The sequence below is a fragment of the Rhizobium anhuiense genome, from assembly GCF_003985145.1.
Taxonomy (GTDB): domain Bacteria; phylum Pseudomonadota; class Alphaproteobacteria; order Rhizobiales; family Rhizobiaceae; genus Rhizobium; species Rhizobium anhuiense.
Map to the genome: position 1 here is coordinate 302,679 of NZ_ML133526.1, position 18,452 is coordinate 321,130.

Annotated in this window: 18 protein-coding genes; 7 read left to right on the forward strand and 11 right to left on the reverse strand. The window is 59.8% G+C overall.

Going from position 1 to position 18,452, the window contains the following annotated elements; all coding sequences use genetic code 11:
* Positions 1–149 precede the first annotated feature (149 nt).
* Complete coding sequence (locus tag EEQ99_RS18310) at positions 150–353, reverse strand: hypothetical protein (RefSeq protein ID WP_127430876.1); 204 nt, start codon at positions 351–353, stop codon at positions 150–152.
* 127 nt (positions 354–480) lie between these two features.
* On the opposite strand from EEQ99_RS18310, the gene gcvA reads away from it, so the two are divergent.
* On the forward strand, positions 481–1,452 hold the full coding sequence (gcvA, locus tag EEQ99_RS18315) for a transcriptional regulator GcvA (protein WP_127430884.1): 972 nt from the start codon (positions 481–483) through the stop codon (positions 1,450–1,452).
* Positions 1,453–1,711: 259 nt separating this feature from the next.
* Here gcvA and fhuB read toward each other — a convergent pair whose 3' ends face one another.
* The 8 genes from fhuB to EEQ99_RS18355 all read right to left on the reverse strand — a co-directional run bounded on the left by fhuB (position 1,712) and on the right by EEQ99_RS18355 (position 11,151).
* Positions 1,712–3,682 carry a Fe(3+)-hydroxamate ABC transporter permease FhuB gene (gene fhuB, locus EEQ99_RS18320; protein WP_127430885.1) on the reverse strand — a complete coding sequence of 657 codons (1,971 nt, stop codon included), beginning with the start codon at positions 3,680–3,682 and terminating at the stop codon, positions 1,712–1,714.
* Complete coding sequence (locus tag EEQ99_RS18325; RefSeq protein ID WP_127430877.1) at positions 3,682–4,560, reverse strand: iron-siderophore ABC transporter substrate-binding protein; 879 nt, start codon at positions 4,558–4,560, stop codon at positions 3,682–3,684. The genes fhuB and EEQ99_RS18325 overlap by 1 nt, the downstream gene beginning before the upstream one ends.
* 13 nt (positions 4,561–4,573) lie before the next feature.
* Entirely contained in the window at positions 4,574–5,368 is a 795-nt protein-coding gene (locus tag EEQ99_RS18330) for an ABC transporter ATP-binding protein (RefSeq protein WP_127430886.1), read from the reverse strand.
* Positions 5,369–5,660: 292 nt separating this feature from the next.
* Positions 5,661–6,509, reverse strand: a complete 849-nt coding sequence (locus EEQ99_RS18335; RefSeq protein ID WP_047613837.1) for a sugar phosphate isomerase/epimerase family protein — start codon at positions 6,507–6,509, stop codon at positions 5,661–5,663.
* A gap of 11 nt (positions 6,510–6,520) precedes the next feature.
* Positions 6,521–7,507, reverse strand: a complete 987-nt coding sequence (locus EEQ99_RS18340) for an ABC transporter permease (RefSeq protein ID WP_063473989.1) — start codon at positions 7,505–7,507, stop codon at positions 6,521–6,523.
* Complete coding sequence (locus EEQ99_RS18345) at positions 7,507–8,535, reverse strand: ABC transporter permease (protein WP_047613842.1); 1,029 nt, start codon at positions 8,533–8,535, stop codon at positions 7,507–7,509. The genes EEQ99_RS18340 and EEQ99_RS18345 overlap by 1 nt, the downstream gene beginning before the upstream one ends.
* A complete protein-coding gene (locus tag EEQ99_RS18350) occupies positions 8,528–10,042 on the reverse strand; it encodes a sugar ABC transporter ATP-binding protein (RefSeq protein WP_097595421.1) in 1,515 nt (504 codons plus the stop codon). Before EEQ99_RS18350 ends, EEQ99_RS18345 begins: the two co-directional genes overlap by 8 nt.
* A gap of 125 nt (positions 10,043–10,167) precedes the next feature.
* Positions 10,168–11,151 carry an autoinducer 2 ABC transporter substrate-binding protein gene (locus EEQ99_RS18355; protein WP_047616953.1) on the reverse strand — a complete coding sequence of 328 codons (984 nt, stop codon included), beginning with the start codon at positions 11,149–11,151 and terminating at the stop codon, positions 10,168–10,170.
* Between the two features lie 244 nt (positions 11,152–11,395).
* Here EEQ99_RS18355 and EEQ99_RS18360 point away from each other — a divergent pair, with 244 nt between their 5' ends.
* Positions 11,396–12,454, forward strand: coding sequence for a LacI family DNA-binding transcriptional regulator (locus EEQ99_RS18360; RefSeq protein WP_047616954.1), 1,059 nt, complete (start codon positions 11,396–11,398; stop codon positions 12,452–12,454).
* A gap of 279 nt (positions 12,455–12,733) precedes the next feature.
* Here the strand turns inward: EEQ99_RS18360 and gfa are convergent, their stop codons facing one another.
* Together gfa and EEQ99_RS18370 are read right to left on the reverse strand one after the other, a co-directional pair.
* The gene (gene gfa / locus EEQ99_RS18365) at positions 12,734–13,300 is read right to left on the reverse strand and encodes an S-(hydroxymethyl)glutathione synthase (RefSeq protein WP_063473984.1); all 567 of its coding nucleotides are present in this window, start codon (positions 13,298–13,300) and stop codon (positions 12,734–12,736) included.
* A 93-nt stretch (positions 13,301–13,393) separates the two neighbouring features.
* Complete coding sequence (locus EEQ99_RS18370; RefSeq protein ID WP_063473983.1) at positions 13,394–14,500, reverse strand: alcohol dehydrogenase catalytic domain-containing protein; 1,107 nt, start codon at positions 14,498–14,500, stop codon at positions 13,394–13,396.
* 139 nt (positions 14,501–14,639) lie between these two features.
* On the opposite strand from EEQ99_RS18370, the gene EEQ99_RS18375 reads away from it, so the two are divergent.
* The 5 genes from EEQ99_RS18375 to EEQ99_RS18395 form a co-directional block, all read left to right on the forward strand.
* Entirely contained in the window at positions 14,640–14,990 is a 351-nt protein-coding gene (locus EEQ99_RS18375; protein ID WP_097543269.1) for a DoxX family protein, read from the forward strand.
* Between the two features lie 56 nt (positions 14,991–15,046).
* Complete coding sequence (locus EEQ99_RS18380) at positions 15,047–15,664, forward strand: TetR/AcrR family transcriptional regulator (RefSeq protein WP_052213400.1); 618 nt, start codon at positions 15,047–15,049, stop codon at positions 15,662–15,664.
* 403 nt (positions 15,665–16,067) lie between these two features.
* Positions 16,068–16,922 (forward strand): hypothetical protein, encoded by an 855-nt coding sequence (locus EEQ99_RS18385; protein ID WP_097543268.1) that lies wholly within the window; start codon positions 16,068–16,070, stop codon positions 16,920–16,922.
* A gap of 13 nt (positions 16,923–16,935) precedes the next feature.
* Entirely contained in the window at positions 16,936–17,526 is a 591-nt protein-coding gene (locus tag EEQ99_RS18390; protein ID WP_244604822.1) for a YceI family protein, read from the forward strand.
* 400 nt (positions 17,527–17,926) lie between these two features.
* Positions 17,927–18,452: alcohol dehydrogenase catalytic domain-containing protein (locus EEQ99_RS18395; protein ID WP_164735944.1), on the forward strand; the 526-nt coding region annotated here is incomplete at its 3' end.

Here is an 18,452-nt window from a genome sequence, read left to right on the forward strand (position 1 = left end):
AGGTCTAAATGGTTATTTTTGGCGAGAGATCGAGAGCCTTTTGCTGGATATCCGTGCGACCCGCGATTGCTTTCGGCCCATTGCAGGCATGTGGAAATGAATGCCCGGATGTCGGGGCTTTCTTCCCAGAAGCCCATTGGGGCCTGATTTCAAAACTCGAATTCACATTTCGTCAGATGAGGAATGTTCTGCGGGTTGATGCCTATGTCCTGTAGGCGTTGCTCAGTAAGACGACGCAAGTCTCGCTTGAGGTAATGCAGTGTCCGCCGCCGGCGCGTTTCATCGTTGAATCGACGCACCAGATCGTGCATTTTTGAATTAAAAAAATTGATGGTAACTTTGGTCGAGTTCATGTGGCATATTCCTTGCCGTTATCGCGGCGACCTGATATTTCTCGAATAATTGGCATACTCGCATATTGAATGCGAGCAGGGAAACGAGTATTCTCGTTCAGAATTTCAAACTTTCTTTGAAGCAAAAATGAGCATAATTCCTGGAATGCGGGCGCTAAGAGCGCTTGATGCCTCGGGGCGACATCTGAACTTCAGTCGAGCGGCCGACGAACTTGGCCTGACCCCGGCGGCGGTCAGCTACCAGATCAAGGAAATCGAGGACCAGCTCGGCCTGTCGCTTTTCAAGCGCACCAATCGCTCGATCCGCACGACGGAGGCTGGATTGATCCTTTGCCGCGCATCCGGTGACGCGCTCGAACTCATGAAGCGTGCCGTCGCACAGGCCCGCAGGAGCGAGCGCGGCTCCCGCCACCTGAAAATCACCGTCGATCCGGACTTTGCAGTCAAATGGCTGATGCAGCGGCTGAAACGCTTTCGTGGCGCTTGGCCGGAAATCGACCTGCGCTTTGATATCTCCCCCGAGGTGCGCGACTTCGAGCTGGACGACATCGATATCGGCATTCGCTTTGGCACGGGAAACTATCCCGGCCTTTGCGCTGATCGATTGTTTGATGACGTTGTCGTGCCCGTATGCAGTCCTCGGCTACTCGCGTCCGAGAGGCCCATTCGAACGCCGACTGATCTGCTTGATCACACCTTGGTCCATATCGAATGGGAGCGACAGGGTGTCGCGTGGCCGAACTGGTCGACGTGGATGGCGGCTGCCGGTATCGACGCCTTCGACGACAGTCGTACGGTTGCGCTCGCCACGTCATCGGAAATGCTTCAAGCCGCGATCAGCGGGGATGCTGTGGCACTTGTGGACCTCACCACTGTCGCAAACGATCTGGCCGAGGGGCGGCTTGTCCGGCTTTTCGATCTTGGCATCCCGATTCCGTCCGAACTCGCCTATTTCCTCGTGTATCCGCAGGAAACGGCTTCCGATCCCCGTGTCGTCGCCTTTCGCGAATGGATTCTTGACGAGGCGGAACAGATGCCGGGTCAGGAATCGCGAACACCTGCATCCGATGAAAAGGGGCGCGGGACCAGGGAGGCTTAGGCAGCCCAAGCCGTGCATCGAATTGCCCAACCAGAGGCAACATGTCCGAAGTATTCACACCCTCTACTCTGAAAAGCGTCACTCTCCGCAATCGCATTGCCGTTCCGCCGATGTAGGCTCCGTGGCAACGTTGTCAATAACCCAATCAACGTCAGCGGCATTCATGGGAATGCTGGCCTGAAATTCTGTTTTGATTCAGAGGCGTAAGGCGCTTTTGGTGGTCTTTGCTACCTAATGCCGGGCCTTCCTGTGGCAACCCTCAGCCGACACCGCGCTTGCGCATCATCAGCATCAGGAACGGTGCTCCGATGAGTGCGGAAACAAGACCGGCCGGGATCTGATAGGGCGATACGATCGTGCGGCCGACAAAATCGGCGGCAACCATAAGCCCCCCGCCGATCAAAGCGGCACCAACCATTTGCGGCAGCGCGCGTGTCAGTCCCGCCTCCCGCGCCAGGTGAGGTCCCATGAGGCCGATAAATGATAAGGGGCCGACCGTCAGCGTCGCGGCAGCCGTCAACAATCCTGCGAGGCCAAAAAGCGCAAATCGCGATTTCGCCAATGGTACGCCGACCGCCGCCGAAGGCGACGGCCCAAGGGGAAGTATGTCAAGCCAGCGGCGGGCGGCGAGCGCAACGGCAATCAGCACAGCGCCGAGCGCTGCCTCCGTTGTCGCGGTCGACCCTTCGATGAGGTAGGTGGACCCGCTCATCCACCGCATCAGCAGAACGGCTCTCGGATCTCCCGTCGAGCTCAACACGCCGACGACGGCATCGACCATCGCGCTTAAGGCAATGCCCGCAAGCAGGACCCGCTCGGGAGCGAAGGCCGATCGCCGGGAACTGGCGAAGATGATGGCAAGCACACTGATCGCACCGGCCACGGCAAACGCAAATTGACCGGAAAATCCGGGAGCGACGGCAAAGAGGGCAATCGCAACGCCGAAGGTCGCGCCGGCACTGATCCCGAGAACTTCGGGACTTGCCATTTCATTTCCGGTCAACCGCTGAAGGATCGAGCCCGCGACCGCAAGCATCGCGCCCGATGCCAGAGCGGCGAGGATTTTAGGTATCCTGATGGCAAGGACATCGTACGAGAATTCGCCGGAAGCGAAGGCCCAGCCGCCATTGACGTCACGTCCGAGAAAAACGCTGACCATCAACAGCATAAGCAGGCCGGCAGCAGCGATGACGACCGGTGCGGTTCCATCCCATCGACGTGACCGTCCGAACGCCGGCGATTGCTGCAATCGATGACGGATCTTCAGCCGCGGCAGGAGCGCGAGGAGCAGCGGCGAACCGAAGATGGCCGTTACCGCTCCCGTCGGCAAGAAATCACCAAGCCCGCCTGCGACCAGTTGCAGAACAGAGTCTGCGAAGAGAAGCAGCCCGGCGCCGATCAGGGGAGACCAGAAGATGAGCTGAGCGGGACGTCGTGCTCCGGACAATCGTGCAATCGTCGGCGCGACCAGTCCAATGAAACCAATGACCCCGACAGCGCTGGTGACAAATGCAGCAAGCGCGACAGCAAGGGCGACGACAATGAAACGCAGACGGACCAATCGGACGCCGAGTGCCGTGGAACTGCTCTCGCCAAGATCGAGCAGCGAAAGCGGTCTGATCACGAAAGTGCAGACGATGGCGACGACGCCCAACTTCCAAAGAAGCGACACGGGAATGACCCAGCTTTGCTGTGCCAGCGAGCCGGCGCCCCAGATGAACAGGCTCGAGAGGTAGCGCTGGTTCAGATAGATCAGGATCGCAGAGAGGCCGCCACACCACAGACTGAGAACCAGCCCCGACAGAACAAGCGAATAAGGCGAAAAACCGCGGCGCGCGCCAAGGCTGACGACGATCACGGCCGCGGTCGCACTGCCGATCAGAGCGACAAGATCACGGCCGGCGCCGAGCAGGTCCGGGAGAAACAGCGATGTTACCACCAGCGCCAGGTTTGCTCCGGCCGACACGCCGAGAGTGGTAGGGTCGGCGAGCGGGTTTCGCAAAACCTGCTGAAACAGCGCACCAGACAAGGCAAGCATAGCGCCGACAATGAGCGCCGTCGCAAGGCGGGGAAGCGTCGAATAGTACAATACCATTCGCGTGACATCGTAATTCGGTAGCGCCATTTCAGACAGCGCAGGAGCGGCAAGAAACCACGATGCCACGCCTCCACCGCCAATCAGGAGAAGGAAGACTAATGCTGGCCCGATATTGTCGCGGCGGGATATCATCATGCTTCTTTTTCCAGAAGATCTGTCAAAAGGCCCACGAAGCGCATGGCCTCGTTCACCATGCCAAACATCAGGGCCGGCGGCAGAATCGACAGGTGGCCGGGACGCGCAAAGGCCAACCTGTTCCACAGCGGGCTCTGAGCGAGTTTCGGAAGAACGTCCGGAGGAACGGGGTCGAAGGCGATCAGACGCGCATCTGGATCGGTGATCTTGGAGAGCTCTTCAATGCCGATCGTTTCAAAACCCCAATAATTCGACTCTCTGGTCCAGGCGTTCCGGACACCGATGCGCTCGAGCACATTGTGGAACAGCCCGGGACTCGAATAGATGCGGACATGGCGGGCATCCATGAAATTCACCAGGGCGACCGGCGGCAGGTTCTTGTCCGCCAGGCGGCTGCGGCATCGCTCGAAGAAGGCGTCGGAGCGCGCGAGGAACTGCTCCGCCTCATTCTGACGACCAAGCTCAACGGCCAATTTGCGCGTCGCCGCAATGGCAGCGGGAAGAATAGCTCCAATGCCCGGCACAAAGATTTCCAGCCGAACGACTTTCGCCACCGACTGCAGCTTGGGCAAGAGCTCATCGAGGTAGGGGGTGGTCAGGATGATATCGGGCTTCAGCGCGACGAGAATTTCAAAATTGACCTCGAACGCACTGCCAATATCGACGACGGATTCTGGCATTCGCGGCTCGACAACCCATCTGTCCCAATCGGCGAGGTCCGAGATCCCGACCGGAGACAATCCGAGGGATAAAAGCGTGGACGCAAGACCGTAGTCGAGGCTGACGACCCTTGGGCCGATCGGTTGCGCAAACAGCGGAGCTGGAATGACCGAGGCCGCCGCGAACTGCAGAAGGAAGCGCCGCGAAACACCCATTGAACGCCCAACCTCAGCAAACATAGGCGAGCGGGTAGGGCAGGGTGGGCGCGGAGATCACATCCATGTCGATCCCATAGATCTCCTGCAACGTCTTCGGCGCGAGGATCGCGCTCGGTGTTCCGCTGGCAACCACGCCACCGCGTTTCAATGCGTGGATCCGATCGCAGAAACGCGCGGCCATGTTGATGTCGTGAAGAACGATGACGACGCTCCTTCCGCCCTCATGCGCCAAGCGTCGCACAAGTGAGAGCACCTCAATCTGGTGGGCAACATCGAGTGCCGCCGTCGGTTCATCGAGCAACAGGCAGCGGGCATCCTGAGCGATCAGCATGGCGATCCAGGCTCGTTGCCGCTCACCGCCCGACAGTGTTCCGACGATACGATCGGCGAACTTCTCGATATGCGTCGCTTGAAGAGCCTCCTCGACTTTCCCTTCATCGTCCTTGGTGAAGCGGCCAAGCGCTCCGTGCCACGGATAGCGACCGCATCCCACAAGCTCGCGGACGGTCATGTCCGATCCGGTCGTGACATCCTGGGGCAGATAGGCGACCGAACGAGCGAAGGCGCGTTCGCTATACGTCCTCAGATCCCTGTTTCCGTAAGAGATCGATCCGGCGCTCGGCACGAGCTGGCGCGCCAGCATTTTGAGAAGGCTGGATTTGCCGGAGCCGTTATGGCCGACCAGGGCCACGACTTCTCCGCCCGGAAATGTCAGGCTTACGTCGCTGAGAATTGCGTTCCCCTCGATCGAAAGGCCTATATTTTCGGCGACAAAAGTTTCGGCCGCTCGAGGCGGATCTTGCATCGGGGGGACTATGGCCACGTGACATCCTTTAACCGGGTGATAGGTCGGTACTAAAGATGAGAGCAGCAATCAACTATTTTCGCTTCTTTCGACGCGGCTGCCCTGCTGCTCGTCACCAGCATGCGGCCGCACGCCTTTCGCCACTTGATCAGCCTGGTCTTTCGAAGGAAGAACCAGGCTGACAAGATGACCTTTGCGACGCCGCGCAAGGGTCCACGGCACTTGAACGGCAGGGGGCCTACGACAACGGTAAGGGTCACCACCGGAGTGTTCAAGTGACCCGGCAATCCGCTCAGATCAGCCCGTATTGTTCCGCCTTGTTGCGCAGAAATGGCAGGCCATTGCCCATGACCTCTTCCATATCGCGTGCAACGGGGCGCCAGACGGCCAGGCCATAGGCTACCTCAGGCGGCATGTTGATGAAGCTCTCCATGGCAAGTCCGCCCTTGAAACCGATTGCGGCGAGCGCGGCATAGATCGCATCCCACGGAATGTTGCCGTAACCCGGCGTGCCGCGGTCGCTTTCGGAAAGATGGATGTACTTCAGGTGGTCGCGGGCGATCAGGATGCCGTTGGCTGCGCCCTTCTCTTCGATATTCATGTGGTAGGTGTCGAGGTGGACGAAGATGTTATCCGCGCCGACACGCTCCACCATGTCGACGGCCTGCTGCGCCGAGTTGATCAGGTGGTTCTCGTAGCGGTTCACGGCCTCGACGCCAAGCTGAATGCCGTACTTCCTGGCGTGTTTTGCCGCGGCGTCGAGCACCTTGGCGATGTTGTCGTATTCGCCCTGCGTCGGCGGCACGCCGGTGCGTTCGCCGATGCCACCGAAGATGACGCCGGACAGGGCTTCGGCACTCATTTCCGCGGTCTTTTCGATCGCAACCTTCAGATGCTCGATCGCCGCATCCGGGCGGATGGAGGCCCAGGCATGCTCCGGCAGGCCGAGCGAGCAGACGGCGCGCAGCTTGTTCTTTTCAAGCAGGTCGCGAGTGTGTTTGGCATCGACGGCAGGCGCGTTGAGCAGCGCGATCTCGATGAAATCCATCTTGTAGTGCACGGCTCCGGCAATCGCCTTCTCGGCGCCTGCGCGGTCCCAGTTCATGGTCCACATGCTGGTGTGAACGCCGAAACCTTCCATGGTCGTATCTCCTATTTCATGATTCTGATGAACTTGGCCGAGAACCACCGCAGCACCATCACGACGATGAGCAGGATGCCCCAGACGGCAGTGGTGAGATGCTGGTTGGCGCCGAGCAGGTTGAGCCCCGAAGAAAGAAGCTGCAGCACGATGAGCGCCACGAAGACGGGCAGGACTCGGCCGAAGCCGCCAAAGGGATTGATGCCGCCGAGGAAGCAGGCGAGCACGGTGATCAGCAGATAGGATTCGCCGTGGCCGACGCGCACCGAATTGAAGCGCGCAAGCATGATGATGCCGGCAACTGCAGCCATCACCCCGGAGAGCATATAGACCAGCACCAGGATCTTGCGGGTGTTGATGCCGGAATAGCGGGCAGACTCGATATTGGAGCCGATCATGTAGGTTGAAAAGCCGAGCTTGGAGCGCGAGAGCAGGACGTGGCTGGCGATCACGCAGGCGATCAGGATCAACAAAGGTACCGGGATGCCGAGAATGCTGCCGTGGCCGATGGGAGCGATGAAGGTGGGGAAGCCCGAGATATCGCCGCCGCGCGTCAGGAACTCACCGAGGCCGCGCAGGAAGATCATCATCGACAGCGAAACGAGGATGGGGTGGGCGCGGGTAAAGGCGATGACGAGTCCCATGACCAGGCCGCTTGCCGCGCCGACGGCAAGCGCCAGAACCGAGCCGAGCAGAAAGGCGCCCGGACCGGCGTCGATGCCGCCATTGGCCTGCAGCGTCCAGGCGAGCGTCAGGCCGGCGATGTTGGCGGTGAAGGTGATCGCAAGGTTGAGGCCGCCGGTCAGGATCGGCATCAGCATCGCAAGCGTCAAGACGCCCAGCTCCGGAAGCTGAAAGGCGACCGATCCGAAGGTCGCGCCCGTCAGGAAATGGGGCGAAGCGAAACCGAAGACGACAAGCACCGCCGCCAGCGCGGCGAGGGGACCGGCCATGTCGGCGCCGAAGATGGCGTTGAAGCGGGCGGCGAGCGCGTTCATCAACTCTCTCCCCTTTCTGCAGGTCTGTCACCGGTCGATTTGCGGGTCGCAAACACCGGCACCAGATTGCCGATGCGAGCGCTCGACAAAGTGATCGCAACGAGGATGATCGCGCCGACGATCATCTTGAAGGCGAAGGGCGAGACGCCCATCAGGTTGAGGCCGTTCTGGGTGATCGAGACGAGCAGCACGCCCAACACGCAACCGAGCACGGAGCCCTTGCCGCCGCCCAGCCGCGCACCGCCGAGCACCACTGCGGCCAGGACATCGAGCTCGCGGCCATAGAGTGCGTTCGGAACGACCTCCTGCGCATAATGCGCCTGCATCAGCCCGGCGATGCCTGCCATCAATCCAAGCCAGCCGAAGGCGATGAACTGCATGGCGCCGATATTGATGCCGAAGCGGCGCGCGCCTTCCGGATTGTCACCGAAGGCATAGAGCTGCCGGCCGGTCGTCGTGCGGGTAATGAAGAACCAGGTGGCGAGCGTGCAGACGACCATGACCACAACAGGCAACGTGATCTCAGCCCAGCTCCCATCGGCCATTTCGCGCTCGTAGATGATGACGCGGCTCGTCAGCCAGTCGGGCAGATTGTAGATCGACACACCCTTGGTGAAGAACATCAGCAAGCCGAAATAGACGTTGAAGGTTGCGATCGTCGCGACGATCGAGATGATGCGAAAGCGGTGGATCAGGAAGGCGTTGATCACGCCGAGCACGATGCCGATGCCGGCCGCAATCAGGAAGCCGGATATCCATCCACCCCCGCCGATCCTCTCGAGCGCAAGTGCAGTGACGTATTGCACGATCGAGGCGGCGACGGCGAAGGAGATGTCGATCCCGCCTGATATCAGCACCACGAGCAGGCCAACGGCAAAGATAATGTTGACCGCGCTGATATTGAGCAGGTCGAAGACATTGCCGAGCGTCAAGAAACGGTCGGTCATGAAAGCCAGGACAATGCTCATCGCGATGATGACGGCGATGAGCACGAATTCAGTCGTATGGGACAGGAACAGCTTACGCATAGACCGCCGCCTCCAGGTCCTTCAGTGTGGTCGCGCGCGGATCATGCCAGCCGGCGATGCGGCCCTTTTCCATATGGATGATCCGATCGGCGTTGAAATAGACCTCCGGCACCTCGTCCGAAATCAGGATGATAGCCAGCCCCGCCTCGGCGAGACGCGCAACGATTTCGAAGATACCGGCGCGTGCGCCGACATCGACGCCGACCGTGGGCGCATCGAGGATCAGCACCTTGGGATCGGTGGCGAGCCATTTGGCGATCGCGACGCGCTGCTGGTTGCCGCCCGAAAGCGTCGAGATCGCATCGTCCTGCTTGCCGATCCTGACGCCGAGATCAGCGATCCAGCGCGCGACGAGCGAGCGCTTCTTTTCCGGCGAAATGAGCCGCCGGCCCAGGATGCGGTTGAGCGAGGCCATGACCAGATTGTCGGCGATGGATTGCGGCTGGTTGAGACCGAGCGAAAGGCGGTCTTCGGAGAGATAGGCGACACCTGATGTGATCGCCTCGCGGTTGGAGGCAAAGCGCACCGGCTTTCCCTCCAACACGATCGTTCCGGCAGCGGGCCGGCGCATGCCGAACAGCGTAAGCGCAAGTTCGGTGCGCCCCGAGCCAAGCAGGCCGGTTATCCCGAGCGTCTCGCCACGGCGCAGATCAAAGGAGATGTCGTCGAACTCGCCAGGCCGGGAAAGCTTGCTGACCGAGAGCACCACCGGGTTCTGCGATACGTCGCGGGCGAGAACATTCTGGTCGAAGGTGCGCCCGGTCATCAGCTCGGTGATCTTAGACTGGGTCATGCCCTCCACCGGGTAGACCCCGACCAGCGCGCCATCGCGCAGCACCGTGATGCGCGAGGAGATATCCAGCACTTCCGCAAGGCGATGGCTGACGAAGACCACGGCAACACCCGAAGCCGACAGCGTGCGCACGATCGCCAGCAGATGGTCGGTCTCAGACTGGGTGAGCGAGGCGGTCGGCTCGTCCATGAAGACGATCCGGGCCTCTCCGACCAGCGCGCGGGCAATGGCGACGATCTGACGCTGCGCGATGGCGAAATCCTTGAGAGGCCTGTCGACGTCGAGGGTGACGCCAAGCCGGGCGAGCGCCTCCTCGGCTATTCCGCGGATCGCGGCATAATTGACGAAGCGCGGGCGCGAACCGGAAAGGGTCTGGAAGGCGATGTTTTCCGCCACGCTCATTTCCGGAAAGAGCGCGAGGTCCTGCCAGATGATCTGAATGCCGCGGGACTGGGCCATGCCTGGCGTCATGTGGGATATCGTCTCGCCGTCAAAGACGATCTCGGCGCCGTCTGCAGGCCGATAGACGCCTGATATCACCTTGATAAGGGTGCTCTTGCCGGAACCGTTCTCGCCGGCGAGGCAATGCACTTCGCCGGGCAAGACTTCGAAGGAGACGTTTTTCAGCGCCTTCACACCGCCGAATGTAATGTTGATGCCGCGAAGCGAAAGAAGCGGCGGGGCCTTCACACCATCATCCGTTGCCATGCTCATGCCGGTTGCCTGTCCAGTCGAATGCCATGAAAGGTCAATGGTCCAGCCATGGCCGGATACCGCTCTTTTCCCGAACGTCGGGCCGGTCCATGTCGACCGGCCCGACACCCGGGGAGGGGGCCTCTTCAGAGGCCCATTGCGGCCAGGTCGTCGACCGTATCCTTGTTGATCGGCAGCAGCTGATCGACGATGATGTCGTTGCCAACCGGCTTGATCACGCCGAGACCCGGAATGTCATCACCTTCCTTGACGCTCTCGCCCTTGATCAGGCGATCGGCGAGCGTGACGAAGACTTCGCCGGCCTGCTTCGGATTCCACATGAAGCCGCCCGATATCGCGTCGGACTTGATCAGCTTCTGGCCCTGGCCGGGCGAGAACGGACCGAGCACGAAGATTTTGCCCGTCTTGCGGCGTTCTTCGACAGCGCGCCCGGCGCCGATTGGACCCTGGCTGCCGAAGGCAAGGAAGCCTTTCAGATCCGGATGGGCGGCAATAAGGTCGAGCGCCGTCGAGCGGCTCTTGTCGACGTCTTCCGCGACGCCATAGCGATCGCCGACGAGTTTCATGTCCGGATAGTTCGCCTTGATATAGGCGATTGCGGCGTCCGCCCAGGCATTGTGCAGCGGGACGGTCAGCGAACCGACGAAGACGGCATATTCGCCCTTGCCGCCCATCTTTTCGGCGAGCAGCTTGCCATGGGCCTCACCAAATCCGGTCGACGATGCGAGCTCGAAATTCCAGTCGGCGCCCTTCTGCGAGGGCGATTCATGCGTAATGACCTTGATGCCGGCGGCTTGCGCCTTGGTGAGCACGGGCTCGAGCACCTTGGCATCGTTCGGGACCACGCCGATGACCTTGACGCCCTGGGCGATCAGATCCTCGATGGCGCGCACCTGCAGCGCCGGGTCGGCACTGGTCGGGCCGATCATGAAGGCATCGACCCCTAACTTCTGGCCCTGTTCCTTGATGCCGGCTTCCATCGCGTTGAACCAGGGAATGCCGCCGATCTTGACGACAATGCCGACCTTCGGCGCGTCCTGTGCAAACGCGACCACCGCCCCGGCAAGCGACAGCGATGCGGCAAATGCCGCTACGATAAGGCTCCTCATCCTCACTCCTCCTCAAAGGTCGCTCATGCGAACGACGACCACCGGCCGGCTTCACGGCAGGTTGCTCCTGGTTGTTTCATGGCGAGGGAATACCCTTGCCTCCCGTCTCGCCTCCTCCGGCGAACCATCCTGCACAATCGATCTTTCTTTTTTGCACAATCGATGGTGCAATAACTATCGATCAAGGTGGGGCTTTCGTCAAGAGGGGTTTGTTTCTAAGGGAACGATAGAGGAAAGGCTGGGAATGACGGACATCAGCAAGAAAAAGGCGACAATCTACGATCTCTCGATCCTATCGGGCGCGTCGCCTTCCACCGTGAGCGCCGTGCTGAACGGAAGCTGGCGGAAGCGGCGTATCAAAGAGGCGACAGCCCAGCTCATTCAGAAGCTGGCGAACGAGCACGGCTATAAGGCAAATCTGCAGGCGCGTGGCCTGCGGTCGTCCCGCTCCGGCCTCGTCGGTCTTCTCCTGCCGGTGCACGACAACCGCTATTTCTCCTCTATGGCGCAGTCTTTCGAGGCGCAGGTCCGAAGCCGCGGCCAGTGCCCGCTCGTCGTCAGCGCCTGTCGCGACCCGGAGGAGGAGCGGCAGGTCGTCGAGACGCTGATCTCCTATTCTATCGACGAGCTGTTCATCGCCGGCGCGACCGATCCGGATGGCGTGCACAAGGTCTGCGAAAAGGCGGGGCTGAAGCACGTCAACATCGATCTGCCGGGCACGCTGGCGCCGTCGATCATCAGCGACAATTATGAAGGTGCGCGCATGCTGACACAGGCGATCATCGAGCGCGCACAGGAGGATGGCCCGCTTTCGCCCGACGATCTGTACCTGTTCGGCGGCCGCAACGACCATGCCAGCCATGAGCGAATTCGCGGTTTCCGCGACGTAAAGCGCGCCCTGCTGGGCGCGGATCCGGACATCTGCATCCAGCCGACCGGCTATTCCCCCGCCATGACTGCCCGCGCCTTCGAAGCCTTCTACGAAGGCCACGGAAAGCTGCCACGCGCATTTTTCGTCAATTCCTCGATCAATCTCGAAGGGCTGATGCGCTTCCTCGCGCTGCATCCGCACGAGACCTTCGCCGATATCATCGTCGGCTGCTACGACTACGATCCCTTCGGCTCCTTCCTGCCTTTCCCCGTCTTCATGATCCGGCAGGATAGCGAGGCGATGATCACCAGGGGGTTTGCGATCCTCGATGCGGATCGCGGCCCGGCAATCACGCATCTGGTGCAGCCGACACTCGTGCCGCCGCGCACGGCGCTGATCGGCCCACTCGATGCGTTGAAGGATATCGAGTAATGCGTCCTGTCTCGTTCGAGGTGACGGCCCCGAATTCTTTGATGCCTGATCGCCAGACACGACGCCGTCATCACGTATTCAAGTCGCTATCAATCCCATCCGCTCGTCTCCCAGATCTCGTTCAGACTCGGGGAGAGTGACATTCCAACTTTTGCAGAAACAGGACGCTTCATCCTTGAACCCACCCCCGCTAGAACAATTTGCGGCATAAGCTGAATTATGGAACTTTTCTGAACTGGCTCCGGTTGGGAGCCGGACCGCTGTCCGGCTCTTTGCGATCTAAGCCGCCAGGACACCGCTCTTCTTTGCCGTCCACGTGGCGATGTAGTCCATCAGACCAGGTGAGAGGCAGTCATAAGGCGCAAGATCCAGCTCGGTGAGACGCTCACGGATTGCATCCATCTTCGAGGGGTCATAGCCAGCCTCGATGATTGAGGATACGAAAGCGGCAAATCCGGGTTCCGCCCATCCTTCTTCTTCGAAACGCTCAGGATGGACGAAGGATAAGCCCTTGAACGGATGATCCCGGTCCACCGGCCCATACATATGGATACCGCACTCCTTGCAGGCGTGTCGCTGGATGAGGGCTGTTGCGTCGACGACCGTGAGCTTATCGCCGTTCTCAACGACTTCCACGGCTTCCGTGGGTACCACTGCAACAATCGAGAAGTTTGCGCCTACCGGTTTCCAGCACTTGGTGCAGCCGCAGGCATGATTATGGGCGATATCGCCGTTGATCTTCACCTTTACAGGGTTCGTCGTGCACTCACATACGAGAGTGCCTCCAGCGAACGGGCCGCCGCCCTTTTTCAATCCCCCATCGACATAAGGGTGTATGGTTGCCATTGCTTCTTTCCTCCTATTTGGCCAGACAACTGCGCCCGGCTTTCAGATCGGCAGGTGGCCGATCAGCGATTAGGCCGCTCGATTGGAACTCCGCTACAGTTCGACAGCGTAGTAGGTGAAGCCGCCTTCGTCCTTTCCGACACCAGAAATGGCTTCATTGATCCTCTCCAGCGGCCAAACCATCGGTGACATGACCGACATGTCGATGATCCCTGCTGCGACCATCGCCGCAATCTCCACCCCTTCTGCGGCCGTGAACCAAACCGAGCCGATCAATTCCATCTGCTCGTCCATCCACCATTTGACGTCGACGGGCAAAGCCCCAGACGTGCCGCCGATATTGACGACGCGCCCTCCCCGTTTGACGCCACCCATGGCGTCCAGCATGGAGTCGAGCGGCGCCTTGGCGCCGAGCGTATCAAGCATCAAGTCCGCGCCGCTCCCGTTAGTCTGCTCCTTGACGAAAGCTCCCGAGGATCCCTTCACGTTCGAGAACGTGACGATCCGGTCCGGCGCGATCGCTTTCAGCCGCTTGAGCAATGTCTCGCCCCTGGCCACGGCGTAGATTTTGGCAACGCCCATCGCCAATGCGAACAGCGTTGCACCCAAGCCTAGCGTCCCAGTGGCGCCGTTGATGATCAGAGTCTTGCCCATGAGCGGACCGCATTTTTTGAGCGCGGCATAGGAGGTGCCGAGATAGCCCATACGGGAACCCTGGACGAACGTCATATTGTCGGGGATTTTGATGACCTGAGCCTGCGGTGCGAGCATGAATTCGCCGAACCCGCCATAAGGATAACGGGCGAACATATCCATGCTTTTTTGGTTGTAGCCGAAGTAACCGCCAAGCGTCCAATATTCGCAGGCCTGCGGCTTGCCCGAAGAACAATGATGACATGCACCACAGAAGCGGCCGGGATTCACGTACACCCTGTCGCCCGGCTTAATGCTGACCACTTGGGGACCGACCTCGTGAACCACTCCACTTGGATCGAGGCCATGAATCGCGGGCCGTGGCGGCAATGGCATCTGCGGATACCAAGTCTCCCAGTTGGCCAGAACATTCGCGAGATTCGGAACCATTCCGCAGGCTTTCACGCGGACGATCACGTCACTTCCGGTGGCCTTCGGACGCTCGACCTCATCAATGCTCATCGGCTGACCCACGGCATGAAGCCGGGCGGCACGCATCAGTTCCATTGGTATTCCTCCCAAACTCAAAGATTGCGTCGTATTGACATCCTATATGGATTGTGAATACCGTTTAGTATCTGAAAAGGCAAGCGGGGAATGGCAACTATCCTCGCCGACCCGGCGGAGCCGGCGTCAAGGAGGAGAAATGGATTTCGTTTTGGTTGACTGGCTCCGCATTCTCTGCGGCGTCTGGTTCATTCCGCATCTCATCGGCAAGGGCCTGCACTATGAGAAAGCCGGGAGTACATTCGAAGCGGCGGGTTTCAAGCCCGGAAGACTTTTCGTGGGCCTTACCATGGTTGCTGAGGCATGTGCCGCAGTGGGCATGACTTTTACTATCTACCCCAGGGTTGCAGCCGTCGTAGGTGCCTCGGTATTGCTCGGGGCCGGCTACGCGGTCGTGAAGATCAACGGCATGAACTGGCGCTGGCAGAAGATGGGGCCGGAGTATCCGATCTTCTGGGCACTCATTTGTCTGCTAACGGCTCTTGTATGATCACTGCATTTTGAGGTACGCCTCGGTGTCTGGATACGCGAGAACGGGAATTGCGAATGGCACGGCTGACACGTGAGCAAAGTCAGGCTCGAACGAAAGAGAAGCTTCTAGCGTCGGCGTATGAAGTCATGGCACGCTACGGTTACGCTGGGGCTTCGATTGAGCGGATCGCCGAGGAGGCCGGTTATTCGAAAGGAGCGTTCTATTCGAACTTTGCCAACAAGGAAGACATCTTCCTCCAACTCCTCGCCGGCAATGCCGGTGGCGACGTGGTCCAACTGACGGAACTTCTCGGGAAATGTGATGATCCGATGGACCTCATCGACGTTCTCGCAACGTGGGCGAACAATCGCGGAGATGACCGCAAGTGGGGGATGTTGGCGATCGAGCTGCTGCGCATGGCACAGCATGATCACACGCTGGGAGATCGTCACATCAAGCTTTTCCGGGATCAATGGGAAGGCGTAGGTAAGATCCTCATCGACAAGTTGGATCTCGTTATGCAGCCTCCTGCGAGCCCATTCTATATCGGCGGTATCGTTCTCGAGCTCACCTATGGCGGTATTTCGAGCTTCCTCAAGGACGGAGCGCCTGGGGACATGGTCCGGGTCGTCTTGCGAGACATGTACCGCTCGTCGCGGGCAACCACGCCCGGTGTCCCTGCAAAAGCCTGACAGAGGCCATCTGCCGTCGACATGAGAAACGGGCGGCTCTGCCTTAGTCGTCCCGCACGCACTTGACCTGTCAACATTCTGTTGATCGTCGAAGCTGCGGCGCTGCGGGGGGAAGCACCCACATTGCGCCTATAGCAAGCTTGACATCTAAAAATTCAAAGACTAGGTTTCATTCAAAGTCTATTTGGTATGTGAAAACCATACGGTATTTAAGCTACAGACTGCGGCGACCGCTGTTGAGGAGCATGCGGGCTATGGGGGGATTATGAGCAAAGGTAAGATGACAGTGAGCTGTCGAAGCACGCAAGCCGGAGGCTAAGGCACCGGTTTTGTCGGCGCCGGGTGCCACGCGTCAGCGTGCTGGCGCTGCAGGATATACATCTCGCAATTCGGAAGACTTCGCATGTTTGGATTTGGCAACTCCCCGCAGGAGGCGCTGGCCGCGTCCCTGCTCGCCATGGTGCTCGTCGGCATTATCGCGTCGGGCCTGATGCGCTGGCGCCGCCTGATGCGCCCCACTGACCTCCTAATGCCTGCTGCATTGCTGGCAGCCTATTGGCTCGTCTACAACAAAGTGCCGGCTTTTCCGCCTGTCGGGGCGGTCAACAAGGTATTCTATGTGATTGTTATCGGGACGGCAGTCGGGTTCGCGGTCGAGATCGCCGCCCAACGCGCGGTTCGAGTTGTGTCCCTTTTTCAGCCGGTGGCGGCCGCATTCTATATTGGCCTGCCCCGCTTGGGAGTGGCGACGTGGGAAGTGGCGGCAGCTGCAACGGCTGGCGTGGCTATAGTGTGGCTCGTCTTGGGCGGGGCGTCGGTTCGCGCGGAGGATGACGTAAAGCGGGGCGGCGTCGTTGCCGTGCTCGCGCTCGGCTTCGCGCCGATTGCCCTTCTGGGTGCATCGTCCTCTTCGTTTCAGCTCTGTCTGATGCTCGTAGCAGGTTGCCTGGGAATTCTCCTGATACACATCATCAATCCCGTTTTCCGCTTTGGCGGCGCCTCGGCGACCGGCGCATTGGGTGGACTGATTTCCGTCGCTTACACCGTGGTATTGATCACGCGCAAAGCCGATCCCATCGCCATCGCGATCCTCGGCCTCTGCGTTGTGCTGCCAGTGTTCTCGGAGGGTATCTGCCGGCTGCTTGCTGTATCTCGGCAGTTTCCGCGCCTTTTCGTCCATATCGCCCTGGCTGCGCTTCCGGCCGCGTTGGCGGTCGTTGTCGCGTTCCTGGACTATGGATCGAGTTTTCCAGTTTAACATGAGGAGGAGAATGAAAATGAAATACAGACTTGCAGCTTTGTTGCTTTCGATGGCGTCGCTCGCCGGAACAGTGTCGCCCGCCTGGGCCACCAAATTCGACATCGACCCGGTCCATTCAGGGATCGCGTTTTACATCGATCACCTCGGCTTCTCGAAAGTGATTGGCGTCGCGCAGGAATTCTCAGGCGCTTTCGAATTCGATGCCACGAAGCCCGAGGGAAGCAGCCTTGATGTCAAAGTCGCGGTCGGTTCGATCTCGACGAACAACAAGCAGCGCGACGGCGACATACAGGGCGCCGATTGGTTCAATGCGACGGAATTTCCGGAAATCACCTTCGTCGGCAAGGAATTCAAGAAAACCTCCGACACCACGGGACAAATTATTGGCGACCTAACCATTGCCGGGGTCACCAAGTCCGCTGCCCTGGATGTCAAGTTCAATAAGGAAGGCCAGAACCCGTGGGACAAAAGCCACGTGGTCGGCTTCAGCGCGACAACCAAGGTGAAGCGGAGCGATTTCGGCATGAAGGCAGCGCTCGGAATGATCGGTGATGAGGTCGAGCTCGTGATTCAGGTGGAAGGCCGCGAGCACCAAGGCTGATCAAACAATCCGGACCGTAGAGTCCCTTCCCGAAAGGATACCGTCGCCACAAAGCGACGGTATTTTTCCGTATGGGCGCAACCCTTATGCCGTCCGGCCTGAGATAGGCAGCCGAGTTGGTTTTTCCGGCTTCTCAGATACTTTTTGGTATGCAAATACGAAATGGTATGTTAACGAGAGATAGCGCTTGCTGGAAGGCAGGGATAAAGCCGTTAGCGCGCATCGGGAGGATCTTTACATGCGTTCGTTTGCAGTCCTCGTTTGTGGTGAGGCCGCGCCGCCAAGCTCGACCGTATCCGGAGTGACAACGGCCGATCAAAATCTCCCTCATTCATCTGCGACGTAACACTCGCACTCAGGCCGCGCCGCGGCAAATTTCGTAACAATCGAAAGGAAACCCATGGACGTTCGCGCCGCCGTTGCCGTTCAGGCCGGAAAACCGCTCGAAGTGATGACTGTGCAGCTGGAAGGGCCGCGGGCCGGCGAAGTGCTGGTCGAGGTCAAGGCGACGGGCATCTGCCACACCGACGATTTCACTTTGTCGGGCGCCGATCCGGAAGGCCTGTTTCCGGCCATCCTCGGCCATGAGGGCGCCGGCATCGTCGTCGATGTCGGCCCGGGCGTCACCTCGGTCAAGAAGGGCGACCACGTCATTCCGCTCTACACGCCTGAATGCCGCGAATGCTATTCCTGCCTGTCCCGCAAGACCAATCTCTGCACCTCGATCCGCGCGACCCAGGGCCAGGGGCTGATGCCGGATGGCACCAGCCGCTTCTCGATCGGCAAGGACAAGATCCATCACTATATGGGCTGCTCGACCTTTTCGAACTTCACCGTGTTGCCGGAGATCGCCCTTGCCAAGGTCAATCCCGACGCCCCCTTCGACAAGATCTGCTACATCGGCTGCGGCGTCACCACCGGCATCG